Origin of the sequence: Penaeicola halotolerans (assembly GCF_016464625.1) — a bacterium.
In the GTDB taxonomy this organism is placed as follows: domain Bacteria; phylum Bacteroidota; class Bacteroidia; order Cytophagales; family Cyclobacteriaceae; genus Penaeicola; species Penaeicola halotolerans.
In genome coordinates this window covers 24,629-38,966 of sequence record NZ_JAEAGO010000001.1, presented here as the reverse complement: position 1 = coordinate 38,966, position 14,338 = coordinate 24,629, and the positions used below count along the sequence as shown (strand labels likewise).

Annotated in this window: 9 protein-coding genes; 7 read left to right on the top strand and 2 right to left on the bottom strand. The window is 37.7% G+C overall.

The window, feature by feature from the left end; all coding sequences use genetic code 11:
- Window positions 1–20 precede the first annotated feature (20 nt).
- A complete protein-coding gene (locus I5349_RS00180) occupies window positions 21–242 on the bottom strand; it encodes a hypothetical protein (protein ID WP_226388701.1) in 222 nt (73 codons plus the stop codon).
- Window positions 243–354: 112 nt separating this feature from the next.
- Window positions 355–1,251 carry a flavin reductase family protein gene (locus tag I5349_RS00175; protein WP_226388700.1) on the bottom strand — a complete coding sequence of 299 codons (897 nt, stop codon included), beginning with the start codon at window positions 1,249–1,251 and terminating at the stop codon, window positions 355–357.
- A 171-nt stretch (window positions 1,252–1,422) separates the two neighbouring features.
- On the opposite strand from I5349_RS00175, the gene I5349_RS00170 reads away from it, so the two are divergent.
- From I5349_RS00170 to I5349_RS00140, 7 genes are all read left to right on the top strand, one after another.
- Window positions 1,423–2,820: a glucoamylase family protein gene (locus I5349_RS00170; RefSeq protein WP_226388699.1), complete on the top strand. Its 1,398-nt coding sequence runs from the start codon at window positions 1,423–1,425 to the stop codon at window positions 2,818–2,820.
- A gap of 48 nt (window positions 2,821–2,868) precedes the next feature.
- Window positions 2,869–4,686 carry a 7TM diverse intracellular signaling domain-containing protein gene (locus tag I5349_RS00165; protein WP_226388698.1) on the top strand — a complete coding sequence of 606 codons (1,818 nt, stop codon included), beginning with the start codon at window positions 2,869–2,871 and terminating at the stop codon, window positions 4,684–4,686.
- A 312-nt stretch (window positions 4,687–4,998) separates the two neighbouring features.
- Window positions 4,999–8,025: a SusC/RagA family TonB-linked outer membrane protein gene (locus I5349_RS00160; RefSeq protein WP_226388697.1), complete on the top strand. Its 3,027-nt coding sequence runs from the start codon at window positions 4,999–5,001 to the stop codon at window positions 8,023–8,025.
- A gap of 23 nt (window positions 8,026–8,048) precedes the next feature.
- A complete protein-coding gene (locus I5349_RS00155) occupies window positions 8,049–9,548 on the top strand; it encodes a RagB/SusD family nutrient uptake outer membrane protein (RefSeq protein WP_226388696.1) in 1,500 nt (499 codons plus the stop codon).
- A gap of 81 nt (window positions 9,549–9,629) precedes the next feature.
- A complete protein-coding gene (gene bglX, locus I5349_RS00150; protein WP_226388695.1) occupies window positions 9,630–11,864 on the top strand; it encodes a beta-glucosidase BglX in 2,235 nt (744 codons plus the stop codon).
- 72 nt (window positions 11,865–11,936) lie between these two features.
- Window positions 11,937–12,731 carry a carboxylesterase family protein gene (locus I5349_RS00145; protein WP_226388694.1) on the top strand — a complete coding sequence of 265 codons (795 nt, stop codon included), beginning with the start codon at window positions 11,937–11,939 and terminating at the stop codon, window positions 12,729–12,731.
- A gap of 7 nt (window positions 12,732–12,738) precedes the next feature.
- The gene (locus tag I5349_RS00140) at window positions 12,739–14,325 is read left to right on the top strand and encodes a glucoamylase family protein (RefSeq protein ID WP_226388693.1); all 1,587 of its coding nucleotides are present in this window, start codon (window positions 12,739–12,741) and stop codon (window positions 14,323–14,325) included.
- Window positions 14,326–14,338 lie beyond the last annotated feature (13 nt).

Genomic DNA, 14,338 nt, shown 5'->3' with positions numbered 1-14,338 from the left:
GTCAGTTGACTAGACTTTCTTCATTGATATATCTCTCTATAAAACCAATTTTTAGCTTCAGCCAAGAGTTGATTCATTTTCGACTCATCTTTTTCTAAGGGTTGACTATTTTGCACTTTCAGTTCTACCTCCCCTTTCGCATTGCGATCTACCTTAAAAAGCATGACTGGCGGATGTGCATGAATGATATACTCACGCGTATCGTCAGTTGTGAAACTGAAGAGAAATTTGGGAGGCTTCATAGTACAACTGTCTGGTTTTCAGTAAAGTTAGAAAACAAATCGAGCAAAACAAATATATGTTTTGATAATATCAATAAAACCACTTCAAATCAACAAGACATGGGATTCCGCCTTATAATATTTGGAGTAGTATCATCCATGCTTCATTTACGTTTCCCGCCTCCAAATGTTGCTTAGCGAGCACATGTATTTGATCTATGAGGTTCTCAGGATCATTTTTGAGACGAGTAAGTAGCTCTTTTAGCTCTGCATTTTCCGTTAGATAAGCTGCTGCTTGCTCTGCCGAAGGAAGTTGTTCTACATTACCTAGTCTAGCAATATTATTTCCCGTGAAAATGACACTTTCTCTCACTGACTGAGGTAAAGCATCCACACCTATTCCTTTATTTCTGACAGGCTTTGGTATTTCAAAGAGCGCATCTCCATTGGCTCTACAGTACCAGTCGCCCCCCATTCGAGCCACTGCATCCAGTTTGAAGGGATCTATCTTGCCATCAGCATCAAGTATGTTCTCATTAAAATGTGCTAATATCACCTCACAAATGATCAAATTAGCTGCACCACCTTGGTCTCCCATAGAGATGATTTGCTTTACCTTACATTCAAAAGCTGCGGGAGCTTCTAGTACACGTGGTGGTTTGACTAGCGATGAGGGAGCCTCTGTCAATCCAGATTTAACAAATTCATTAACTCCCTTGTCATATTCTGTACTCGCTAGAGACATCTGCTCTACCATATTGTAGTTGACGATGTTGATCACCACTTCATCTACTTCCATCACATTTTCTAGGGTATGCTTGATGGTATTATCCCTTACCCTACGTGCTGGAGAAAAGATGATCGTAGGAGGATTTGAACCAAAGGCATTAAAAAAGCTAAATGGACTCAAGTTCACATTTCCTGCCTTGTCTATCGTGCTTGCAAAAGCGATCGGTCTAGGAGCAATCGCTCCAAGCATATAGCCGTGAAACTCACCTGTAGAAATATCTTTGGGGTTTATCGTCAACATATCAGTTTGTTTAAATTAGATCAATCAGAGTAACGAATTTAAAAATAAGTTTGGACTAGCACTTACAAAACACGTATTTATGCGAAATGATTGAGGCATTCGTTAATTTGAGGAGCATTTGAAGTTTATACCCTTATCAGAGCAAACTCAAACACAGAAAAGACCTATTTGATGAAATACCTATTAAAATATTGTATAGTACTTTTTCTGATTTTCACTTATGGATGTAAAAGTGAAACAGAATTACCTCAAAACCCTACAACTCCACCTGAAGTCAGCAATTTAGATACACTTCAATTTATCAGGCAACTGAAAGAAGATACTTTTCATTTTTTCTGGGACATAGCTGATAATGAGACAGGGTTAATTCCAGACAGAGCACCGACTGAGAGTTTTAGTAGCATAGCTGCTGTTGGTTTTGGTCTTACAGCTTATATAGTTGGTGTAGAAAATGGCTACATATCTCGGTTTGAAGCTGTCCAAAGAGTTAAAAAAACATTAGAATTTTTAAAATCACTACCCCAATCAAACAGCAGCATACAGGTCGGAGGGTATAAAGGTTTTTTCTACCACTTTTTAGATATGAATACAGGATATCGATATAGAGAAGTAGAACTCTCAACCATTGATACTGCTTTATTGATGGCAGGGATATTAAGTTGTCAAAGCTATTTCGATGGAGATACTGAAGATGAACTATCCATTAGAAATGTAGCAGATGAATTATACAGAGCTGTGGATTGGCAATGGGCTATGAATGATAAAGCAAAAATGAGTCTTGGCTGGATTCCAGAAGAAGGCTTTTTACCTTTCGAATGGACAGGTTACAATGAGGCAATGATACTCTATATTCTTGGCCTTGGATCGCCTACATATCCCTTAGATGAAAGTGTTTGGCCTGCTTGGACAAGTACTTATGAGGTAGGCTCATTTCAAGGTTTTACACATATTAATTTTGGACCACTATTTGGACATCAATATAGTCATATCTACATTGATTTTAGGGGAATTAATGATGACTACACAGCTACCTTGGGTTTTGATTATTTTGAAAACTCAAGACGAGCTACATTAAGCAATCGAGCTTATTGCATAGAAAACCCTGGAAGGTTTAGGGGCTACTCTGAAAATATCTGGGGGCTTACGGCAAGTGATGGACCAGGAAATGTACAAGAGGGAGGCCAAGTGTTTTATGATTATAGAGCTAGAGGTGCTGCCAGAAATTACCAAGTAGACGATGGTACGATAGCTCCAACTGCTGCTGGCGGAAGTTATGCTTTTACACCTGAAGAATCAAAAAAAGCCCTCAGCGCAATGTACAGTATTTACGGAGATAGATTATATGGAGCATATGGATTTAAAGATGCATTTAATCCAACTTACATATATGGCGAAACAAATGCAGCTGGCTGGATCGCAAAAGATTATCTAGGTATTGATCAAGGTCCAATCTTATTGATGATTGAAAACCACGAATCAGAATTGATTTGGTCAGTGATGAAGAAAAATCCCTATATTCGAAATGGGCTCATCAGGGCTGGATTTGAAGGAGGCTGGATTGATGAGTAAATAGATATGAGCAGGAGATTCAATTTGTGTTTAGTTTTATTGCTTTTCTTGTCAAAGCTATCAACAGGTCAGACAAAAGATGCTATAATACAAATCGATGATCGACTAGATGAAAGAATTCTACCGATATCATCTCTTCTATTTTTTGAAGACACAACAAATGCGTTAAAATTCGAAGAGATTTCATCTTTAGATTTTAAAGGCAATTTCAAAATTGACTCCACCTTCACAAATGCTGATTTTCGGGAAAAAAACACCTATTGGATAAAATTAAATATTGAAAAAAACCCTAATTCTCAAAAAGTATGGCTTATTGAGTTTTTTGATCAGACGATTGATGAGATTATAGCATTTGCCCCTCAAAAAGACAGTACCTACAAAATCTACCATCTCGGTGATGCTAAGCCTTTTAAAGAAAGATCACTTCAACACAAAAATTTTGAATTAATCATAGATAATGATCTTACAGGAGTAGATACTTATTATTTTAAGGTGAGGTCCTCACAAAAAGCTGACATTAGACTGACTGTAAGATCTTTGAATAGATTTGTCTATTATGCCCTTAATGAATACTTCATTTACGGTATCTTCTATGGGATGATTCTCATATTAGCTTTGTACAATCTCTTAGTTTACTTCGCTATCCGAGAAGTTAAGTACCTCTACTACATATTCTACCTTTTGAGTGTAGGGATCTATGCTATGTGTGTGGATGGTATTGCCTATCAATACTTATGGCCCAACAGTCCAAAATGGAATCAGATAGCCTATGGTATATTCAGTTTTATGATTGTGATTTGGGCAGTTCTCTTCTCCTTTAGGTTTCTAAATGTCAAATTCAAATCTAAGAAACTTTACTATCTACTTTGGGGAGCTTTAGCATTTAAGACAGTCTATTTTCTGATTGGTCTGACACTTAATCAAAGAATGTTTGAAGTAAGCCCAATAGACACTATCCCATTTTTCATCATTTTCTATGTTGGAATTCACATTTTAAGTACTGGCTACAAGATAGCTCGATTCTTTGTGATCGCTTATGGATTCTTATTCATCGGTTTTATTATCAAAGCATTGCTAAATCTTGGCCTTGTTCCATTCTCTACTATCCTATACTACAGCTTACATATTGCATTCTTACTTGAGATGCTTTTCTTAGCTTTTGCCTTGGGTGATAGAATTCGAATACTCAAGCAAAATAGAGATAAGGCATGGAAAAGAATTTTAAAGGAGCATGAAATTAATGTTCAGTTGAAAGAAAAAGTCAATAGAGAGCTGGAAGAAAAGGTTTCTCAAAGGACTAAGGCTCTAGAAGAGAAATCAAAAGAATTGATAGCTTCTAATCAAAGGCTGATAGAGCTTGATGGTGAAATTCAACGAATGAATGCGCTACTCGATAAGGACAATTATAAACTAAAGAGTAATTTTAAAGAGTCACTTCAAGCTAGACTAACAAACAAGTCTCTTTCATTTGATGAGTTTAAGAATATTTTCCCAGACAAATTAGCTTGCCTGAGGTATTTAGAAGAATTTAAATGGTCAGAAGGCAACTTCAGATGTAAAAATTGCAATAATAGAAAAGGATCCAATGGGCCGAAGCTCTTCTCTAAAAGATGTACCAAATGTGGCTATATAGAATCAGCGACTTCAGGCACTATATTTCATGGCATCAAATTCCCTCTAGAAAAAGCATTTTATCTTGCTTATACAGTTATCGCGGAAACAGATAAGCAAACTTTAGATTCACTCTCCGAAATGCTTAACCTTAGAAGAAATACGGTTTGGAACTTTAAAAAGAAAATCGAGGAAAAAATCACAGGATTATCAAAAGAAAAGCATCAATGGAAAAATATCATCCTTGATGAATAAACCAAACAATCTTCTAACCATACTTCTGTATTGCTCCTATTTCTTAAAGGGATTAATAAATTGTTTTTAAAGCGCAACAAAATACGCTCGTCACCCATTTGATTTTAAATCAGGCCTATTTTTTACTGATACTAAGGCGAAATAAATGCGTTGAATTTTCAACCTTTTTAAGAGGCTTAAATAAATTTCTTCCTAAATTTTTCTTGCAGGCATTCTTGGTTAAATGTAAAATTCCAAAGCATGAAGCATATCATGCAATCGATTGAAATATTATTTGGTAATCGAGAAAAGTTAACATAAACCTAAATTAAGATGTCAAAAAATCTACCCAAAAAAAACACAGCAAACGTGCTATGGCATACTAAAAGGCTGAGCGTAGTGATGCTCCTTTTTATGATGATGCTCTCAAGCGTAGTCGCTATGGCACAAGTTAATGTCACTGGACAAGTCATTGGATCTGATGGAGAGCCTATACCAGGTGTCAATATCAGAGAAAAAGGCACCAATAATGGTGCTACGACTGATTTAGATGGTCAGTACCGTCTAAATGTGAAGGATGGCTCTTCAATACTGGTTTTTACTTTTATTGGCTTCACCACTGTAGAAGAGACAGTAGGAAATAGAAGCACCATCAATATCACTCTCAGAGAAGATTTAGAGTTACTTGAAGAAGTAGTGGTAGTGGGCTATGGTACCCAAAGAAAGAGTGACCTAACAGGCTCAATCTCTAGTGTGAAAGCTGAAGAAATCACTAGAATACCTACCCCATCGGTAGAACAAGCACTACAAGGGCGAGTTTCAGGGGTTAATGTAACTGCAAACTCGGGAGCACCTGGCGCTGGATCAACCGTTCGAATTAGAGGTATTGGTACACTAAACAATGCTAACCCACTCTTTGTAGTTGACGGAATGCTACTTGATGATATCAATTTTATCAATCCAAATGATGTAGAGTCAGTAGAAGTACTTAAAGATGCCTCAGCAACAGCAATCTACGGTTCTAGAGGTGCAAATGGTGTAATCATCGTCACTACCAAATCTGGTAGAGCTGGGCAAGATAATATCATCACATTCGATTCATACTATGGCGTACAAAGCTTAGCGAAAAAGATCGACTTAGTAAATGCCAACCAGTTTGCTACACTTTATAATGAGCTTCAACAAAATGTGGGTCAGCCTCCATTATATGATCCTAACCAGTTTGGTGAAGGCACTGACTGGCAGGACGAGATCTTTCAAACAGCTCCAATTTCCAGCTACAACATCGGAGCTAGGGGTGGTAGTGATAAAATGACCTATAATTTAAACTTCAACTACTTCTCTCAAGAAGGCATAGTCAAAGAATCTCAGTTTGATAGATTTACATTAAGACTAAATAATAGCTATAAAATGTCTGAAAACGTCACTTTTGGACATAATATGAGCTTAATCTATACTACTAGGCAAGATGCCCCAGGAGTGATCAGCAATGCCTATCAAGCATATCCAACGATCAGTCCAAGAAATCCTGATGGCTCATATAGTGATACATCTCCAGTAGGAAATCCACTAGCATCATTTGAATACAACTCAAACAATGAAAATCTAGGCTACAGAGCGGTAGGTAATGCTTATATGGATATCAAGCTATTGAAGAACTTTAGCTTTAGATCAAGCTTCGGTCTTGATTTCTCAAATGGTCAATCAAGAAATTTTACCCCTGTATATTTTGTATCTCCATTGCAGCAAAACCTTAACAACTCTCTCAATGTAAGCTCATTTAGAACTATCAATGTACTTTGGGAAAATACACTCACTTATGATAAGGAATGGGGTGATCATAGATTAAATGTGCTTGCAGGTATCACTACGCAGGATTTCTATACTGAAAATATAGGAGGAAGTAGACTGAATCTACCAAGTAACGACCCAGCATTGTGGTATTTGAGCGCAGGTGATGCGGCAACACAAACCAACTTCAATGGAGCGGGAGACTGGTCAATGATTTCATATTTAGCGAGAGCTAACTATACTTTTAAAGATAAGTATCTCTTGACTGCTACTTTAAGAGCGGATGGTTCTTCTAGATTTGGTAGAGAAAATAGATATGGATATTTTCCTTCGATAGCCGCTGGTTGGAGACTGATAGAAGAAGGGTTTTTACAACAATCAAACTTCCTATCAGATCTAAAAATCAGATCTAGCTATGGTGTAATTGGAAATGATCGTATCGGTAACTATCCGGCCATACCAGTTGTGAGCGGTAATCAAAATGCCATTTTTGGTGTCGATGAAGACTTGATATTTGGTGCAACTATCATTGGATTAGCTAATCCTCAAATCAGATGGGAAGAAACTGAGCAATTTGACGTGGGTCTCGAGTTTGGAATGTTTGATAATAGACTTACTGGTGAAGTTGACTATTACTACAGAAAAACTAACGACATTTTAATAGGTGTGCCAATTCCTGCTTATGTAGGATCTGCTAATAATCCGACAGTGAATGCAGCTAGCGTAGAAAACTCAGGTGTTGACCTGACATTAAACTGGAGAGATCGAAAAGGTGATCTAGACTACTCATTTGGAGTAGTGGCTTCGACTGTTTCAAATAATGTCCTGAGTTTAGGAGGAGGAAATGAACAATTATTAGGTGGAGCGGCCGGAATTAATGGATTTCTGGTTGGTCGTACAGTTGTTGGGCAGTCTATTGGATATTTCTACGGATATCAGATTGATGGCATATTCCAAAATCAACAAGAAATCAATGATGCTAGTATTCCTAAAAGAGGTGGAGAAGTGCCTGGGGATTTTAGATATAGAGATGTCAACGGTGACGGGGTGATCAATGACCAAGATAGAACCAAAATAGGCTCTCCTATCCCAGACTTCATCTTTGGATTCAACTTTAGCTTTGCCTACAAAGGTTTCGATCTCTCAGCTGATTTCAATGGTACACTTGGTAATGAAATCTATAACGCTAAGAAGCAAACCAGATTCAATACTTACAATTTTGAATCCTCTTATTTAGACAGATGGACAGGTGAGGGCACAAGTAATACAGAGCCTAGAGTAACTAATGGGGGTCATAATTACTTAGTGTCTGAAAGATTTATTGAAGACGGATCTTACTTAAGATTAAGAAACATCCAGCTTGGGTATACACTTCCAATCAGCACCTTGGAGAAAATAAAAGTAGATAAACTTAGAGTTTATGTAAGTGGAACAAATGTATTTACTATCAGTGAGTACAGCGGATATACTCCAGAAATTGGAGGAGGAAATGTATTAGGTAATGCCATAGATTCAGGCATTTATCCAATTGCAAGAACATTTACACTAGGCGTGACAGCCAATTTCTAATTATCCAAAATCATCAAAAAAAAATGAAAAATTTAATCAATAAAAGATATCATCGCATATTTCAAGTAGTTAGCTTGGCAGCAGTGCTTACGCTATCAACTTCATGCGAAGACTTTTTGGATAAAACCCCAAAAGGTCAGCTCACACAAGACAGCTTCTTTCAAACTGCTGAACATGCCGAACAAGCTACTAATGCTACTTACAGTATCTTGAGATCATTCAATGTGCATGTATTTAGCTACATAGGAGTTACGGATATTGCTTCAGATGACGCTGAAAAAGGTTCTGTACCTGGGGATGCTGCATTTTTACAAGACATCAATGACTTCACATTTGATGCAAATAATACTGCACCAAATGGCATCTGGAATGGCTATTTTCAAGGAATATTCAGAGCTAATCAAGCGATTGCTGGTATTGAAAATGTAACCGATATCGACCCAGTATTGAAAAATAGACTCATTGCAGAAAATAGATTCATGAGAGGCTATTTCTATTTCTTCCTTGTTAGGGCGTTTGGAGACCTTCCTTTGGTAGATAGAAATCTCAATCCAAATGAGTATTTCCAAGAGCGAGTGCCTAAAGAGACTATTTATGATTTTATTGAAGCAGACCTTGAGTTTGCAGCTGAAAATCTACCCGCTAAATCTCAATATGCAGCATCAGATCTCGGTCGCGTTACCTCTGGAGCTGCCAACGGCTTATTAGCTAAGGTACATCTTTTCCAAAATGACTTTCAAAATGCCTTTGACTATGCAGAATTAGTCATCAACTCTGGAGAGTATGCCCTTTATCCAGATTACTTGGAGATCTTCAGGCAAGCTGGAGAGCATTCATCAGAGTCAGTATTTGAAGTTTCTACAGCGGCTCTTGAGCAAGGCGGTGGAGGTAGCCAATACAATGAGGTACAAGGTATCCGAGGAAATCCAAACAGAGGTTGGGGGTTCAATAGTCCTTCAAATGACCTAGCAAATGCATATGAGCCTGGCGACCCAAGAAGAGAAGCTACTATTATCTTTAATGGTGAGACCCTTCCTGATGGCTCGGTAGTAGTAGCTGGGCAAGGTATGCCTGCTGATGCTAAGTTTAGTAAAAAAGCCTATCTCCCAGTACAGCCTGTGGGAGGGAATGGTAATTCAGGTGCTAATATCAGAATCCTTAGATACGCAGATGTCTTACTTATCGCAGCGGAAGCCGCAAATGAGTTAAATAATTCAACTGATGCATTGAGATACCTTAACCTAGTGAGAGAAAGAGCCAGACAGGGAGATGATACTATTCTTCCAGATGTCACTACTACTGACCAAACTGAACTCAGAGAAGCTATTTGGCATGAGCGTAGAGTAGAACTAGCTATGGAGCAACATAGATTCTTTGATATAGTACGCCAAGGTAGAGCCCCTGAAATATTTGCTAATCTGGGAATTAACTTTCAAGAAGGTAAAAATGAGGTATATCCAATACCACAGAATGAAATCGACTTAAGTAATGGACGTTTGACTCAAAATCCAGGATATAATTAATTTCAAACCTAAACCAATGGAAACAAGACTGAGAGTGCCTCTTAGTCTTGTTTCCTTTTTTTAACACTGTCTTTAGCTATTATGATAAATCAACTATCAAAGGGCTTATCCTTATGCCTAATACTACTCACTATTCTTTCATGCTCTGAAAGAGCTGACCAAAGTAATCTCGAAGATCAAACAGAAAATAAAATTGACTCTCTTCTATCCCTAATGACGATTGATGAGAAGATCGGACAACTCACGCTCTTTACTAGTGACTACGATGTGACTGGTCCTACTATGCGTGAAGGCTATATTGAAGACATAAAATCTGGTAAGGTTGGCGCAATTTTTAATGCTTATGGAGTAGATTATACTACTAAACTTCAAAAGATAGCCATAGAAGAAACAAGACTTGGTATTCCACTACTCTTTGGATATGATGTCATTCATGGCCATAAAACTATATTTCCGATATCTCTAGGAGAGTCTTCTACTTGGGATTTGGCACTTATTGAGAAAGCTGCGAGAATTGCAGCAATAGAAGCAAGTGCTGAAGGCCTCCATTGGACTTTCGCACCAATGGTAGATATCTCTAGAGATCCGAGATGGGGCAGAGTCTCTGAAGGATCAGGAGAAGATACTTACTTAGGAGCAGCCATAGCTAAAGCGCGAGTTAGAGGTTTTCAAGGAAGTGATCTAAAAGAAACCAATACTATTCTTGCTACAGCAAAGCACTTTGCTGCTTATGGAGCTGCTTTAGCTGGAAGAGATTATAATACAGTAGATATGTCTGATCGAGTACTTCGCGAGACTTACCTCCCCCCATTCAAAGCTGCACTCGATGAAGGAGTAGCCACCTTTATGACTTCTTTTAATGAGGTGGATGGTATCCCAGCATCAGGAAGTAAATACCTTTTGAATGATATCTTAAGAGATGAATGGAAATTTAATGGGTTTGTCGTTACCGATTATACTTCTATCAATGAAATGATCGCTCATGGCTTTTCAACTGATTTAAAAAATGCTGCTGAGCAAGCCATAAATGCTGGAGTAGATATGGACATGCAAGGAGCTGCTTATTATGATCATCTCAAAGAGTTAGTCTCTGAATCAAAAGTGTCTGAAAAGACTATTGATCAGGCTGTTAGAAATGTACTACGAATGAAATTTAAATTAGGGTTATTTGATGATCCATATCGCTACTCCAATAAAGAAAGAGAGCAAAGCCAAGTATTCACTAAAGAACATCTAGAGAGCGCGAGAGAAGTCGCTAGAGCATCACAAGTTCTTTTAAAGAATGATAATGTTTTACCCATTAGTAAAGATGTCAAAACTATCGCCCTTATAGGCCCAATGGGTAATAATAGAAGAGATCTTATCGGTTCTTGGTCCGCTGCGGGAGATTGGAGCAAAGCTGTCACTCTTCTAGAAGGTATCAAAGAAAAGCTAGGTAGTAATACGAAAATCATACAAGTCAATGGCAGTGACGTAGAGGGCAATGATCAAAGTGAGTTTAATAGAGCAATTGCGGCAGCAAGAAATGCTGATGTAGTGATCCTTGCCCTTGGTGAAAACTACTGGATGAGTGGTGAAGCAGCAAGTAGGTCTAACTTAGACCTTCCTGGTGTGCAAAAAGAATTAGCAGAAGCTGTACTAAAAGTTGGAAAGCCTACAGTTACAGTATTGATGAATGGAAGACCTCTCACTATAGAATGGCTTGACAATAGTTCTGATGCTATTTTAGAGACTTGGTTTGCAGGCACCCAAGCTGGACATGCAATAGCAGACGTACTTTTTGGAGACTACAATCCTTCTGGAAAACTAACCATGTCATTCCCAAGAAATGTCGGACAAATCCCTATTTTTTATAATAACAAAAATACAGGGCGACCAATGACAGATGAGAAGTATACATCAAAATATCTAGATGTCTCAAATGATCCTCTTTATCCTTTTGGATTTGGTCTAAGCTATACTTCATTCGAGTATAATAACCTTAAACTAAGTGCTGATAAAATCAATATAAATGATTCCTTAAAAGTCATAGTAGATATCACAAATACAGGTGATCTTGATGGAGAAGAGGTAGTGCAATTGTATATACAGGATTTAGTAGGATCTGTAACTCGCCCTGTCAAAGAGCTTAAAGGATTTCAAAAAATAGCGCTAAATAGTGGGGAAACGAAAAGTATCACCTTCACCATCACTGAGCAAGATCTAGCCTTTTACACTGCTTCTATGGATTTCAAAGCAGAGGCTGGTGAGTTTAAAATCTTCGTAGGAGGAAACTCAAGAGATGTAATTGAGTCAAAATTCACTTTGAATAAATAGTTATATTGTTTGGGTATATGAATGGATGAATGGGGAGCACCTTTGGTCTCCCCTTTCTTTAAAAAAACAGATATGAAAAAACTACTATTACTTTTATTACTAGCCATATACGCTCTAAATAGTATAGGTCAAGATGTAGATTTCAGCTTGTACGAAGAAAAAGTCTACATTAATGAAAATGGAGATAGAATGGATTATAGGATACTGTATCCAGAAGCTTATGATAAATCAAAAAAATACCCATTAGTACTATTTCTGCATGGCGCTGGTGAAAGAGGAAGTGATAACCGAAAACAATTAACCCATGGAGGCAAATTATTTTTAAAACCAGAGAATCGATCAAAATTCCCAGCCATTGTAGTTTTTCCTCAATGCCCAGAGGATGATTATTGGATAGATATTTCGGTTCGCAAAAAACTTTATGATAAAGAAGACTTGGATTTCAGTGAAGTAAATGCGCCCCCTAGTAAGCAAATGAGTCTATTGATAGAACTTCATCAAAGCATCTTGACTAATGAAGCTGTAGATGAAAAACGTCAATACGTCATAGGTCTTTCCATGGGAGGCTTTGGCACATTTGACCTAATCTCAAGAAATCCAAAAAAATTTGCTGCTGCAATTCCAATCTGCGGAGGTGGAAATGTAACAATAACTAAAAAGTATGCTAAGCACACTAGCCTTTGGATCACTCATGGAGCACTTGACGATATTGTTCCAGTATTATATTCACAGAGAGTTTATGACGCTCTTAAAAAAAATGGAGCAGATGTAAAATACACAGAGTTCCCTAATGCCAACCATAATGCATGGGATCCAACATTCGCTATCCCAGATCTTTTACCTTGGCTCTTTTCAAAATCAAAATAAACTCAACATGAAAAAATCATTATTGTATCTCAACTTGCTAGCAGCCATCTTAACCACTGCTAGCTGTCAGCACGAAAAATCGAAACATAAAGTCATAGCAAAAGGGTATGACCAGCATGTTGAACTTCATTGGGATAAATTAAGTAATACAACTTCTTATGAGGTGTATCTCTCAACTGATAATGGAGATAAATTCACAAAAAGAGCTACTGTAAAAGATACTGTTTATCTAGATTTCTTGTCGGATCTTGGTAGCAATTTAAACCTGCAGTATCAAATTAAGGCTGTAGATGGCTCAGACAATATATACAATATTGCGCAAATCTCTACTCGTACTTTTACCGATGAAGAGCTTTTGGACATGGTGCAGTACTACACTTTCAGATACTTTTGGGATGGTGCTGAACCCAACTCTGGATTAGCTAGAGAAAGATATCACATGGATGGGGTTTATCCTCAAAATGATAAAAATATCGTCACAACTGGAGGGTCTGGGTTTGGTATTTTTGGCTTATTAGCTGGTATAGAGAGGGGTTGGATCACTAAAGAAGAAGGTTTAAAAAGATTTCAGAAAATAGTTTCATTCTTAGCTAGCGCAGATAGATTTCATGGAGTATGGCCTCATTGGCTTGATGGAGAAACTGGAAAAGTAAAAGCATTTAGCCCAAAAGACGATGGAGGGGATACAGTAGAATCAGCATTTTTAATGCAAGGCCTTTTGGCGGTTAGAGAATACTATAAGAATGGGACACAAGATGAACAGTTACTTGCCATGGAAATAGACAAGCTATGGAAAGAGATGGAGTGGGACTGGTATACTCAAAATAAAGATGTTCTTTATTGGCATTGGTCTCCAAACTACAACTGGGAGATGAACTTCCCACTAGAAGGTTACAATGAATGCCTGATCACCTATATCCTAGCCGCATCCTCTCCTACTCATACGATATCAGCAGATGCTTATCATAAAGGCTGGGCTAGAGATGGTCAAATCACTGCTAATGAAAATCCATACGGTATCAAATTAAATTTGAAACATAATTACGCTGAAAAATTGGGAGGCCCTTTATTCTGGGCGCATTACTCCTTTATAGGTTTAGATCCTAGAGGTCTTGAAGATCAGTACACTAACTACTTTGATCATAACCGGAATCATACATTGATCAACAGAGCTTGGTGCGTAGAAAACTCAAATAGCTTCGAGGGATACGGAGAGGACCTTTGGGGCCTTACTTCAAGCTATTCAGTTAAAGGCTATGCTGGTCATAAGCCTGGAGAGCAAAGTGACTTAGGAGTGATTTCTCCTACAGCTGCACTTTCATCTATAGTCTACACGCCTGATGAATCTATGGATGTGATTAAAAACCTTTATTATAACTATGGAAAAGAAACTTTTGGACTTTATGGATTTTATGATGCTTTAAGTCCAAAAGATGATTGGTACCCTCAAAGGTATCTCGCTATTGATCAAGGACCAATTGTGGCTATGATAGAAAATTATAGGTCACAACTTGGTTGGAAATTATTTATGAATGCTCCAGAAATTAAAGAAGGTCTTAGAAAGCTTGGATTTGTTTATGATCCAAATAATTAAAAATCCTTTCTAT

Coding starts and splice junctions, on each gene's coding strand:
- I5349_RS00180 (WP_226388701.1), bottom strand. CDS start 242: ATGAAGCCTCCCAAATTTCTCTTCAGTTTCACAACTGACGATACGCGT.
- I5349_RS00140 (WP_226388693.1), top strand. CDS start 12,739: ATGAAAAAATCATTATTGTATCTCAACTTGCTAGCAGCCATCTTAACC.
- I5349_RS00145 (WP_226388694.1), top strand. CDS start 11,937: ATGAAAAAACTACTATTACTTTTATTACTAGCCATATACGCTCTAAAT.
- bglX (WP_226388695.1), top strand. CDS start 9,630: ATGATAAATCAACTATCAAAGGGCTTATCCTTATGCCTAATACTACTC.
- I5349_RS00170 (WP_226388699.1), top strand. CDS start 1,423: ATGAAATACCTATTAAAATATTGTATAGTACTTTTTCTGATTTTCACT.
- I5349_RS00175 (WP_226388700.1), bottom strand. CDS start 1,251: ATGTTGACGATAAACCCCAAAGATATTTCTACAGGTGAGTTTCACGGC.
- I5349_RS00160 (WP_226388697.1), top strand. CDS start 4,999: ATGTCAAAAAATCTACCCAAAAAAAACACAGCAAACGTGCTATGGCAT.
- I5349_RS00155 (WP_226388696.1), top strand. CDS start 8,049: ATGAAAAATTTAATCAATAAAAGATATCATCGCATATTTCAAGTAGTT.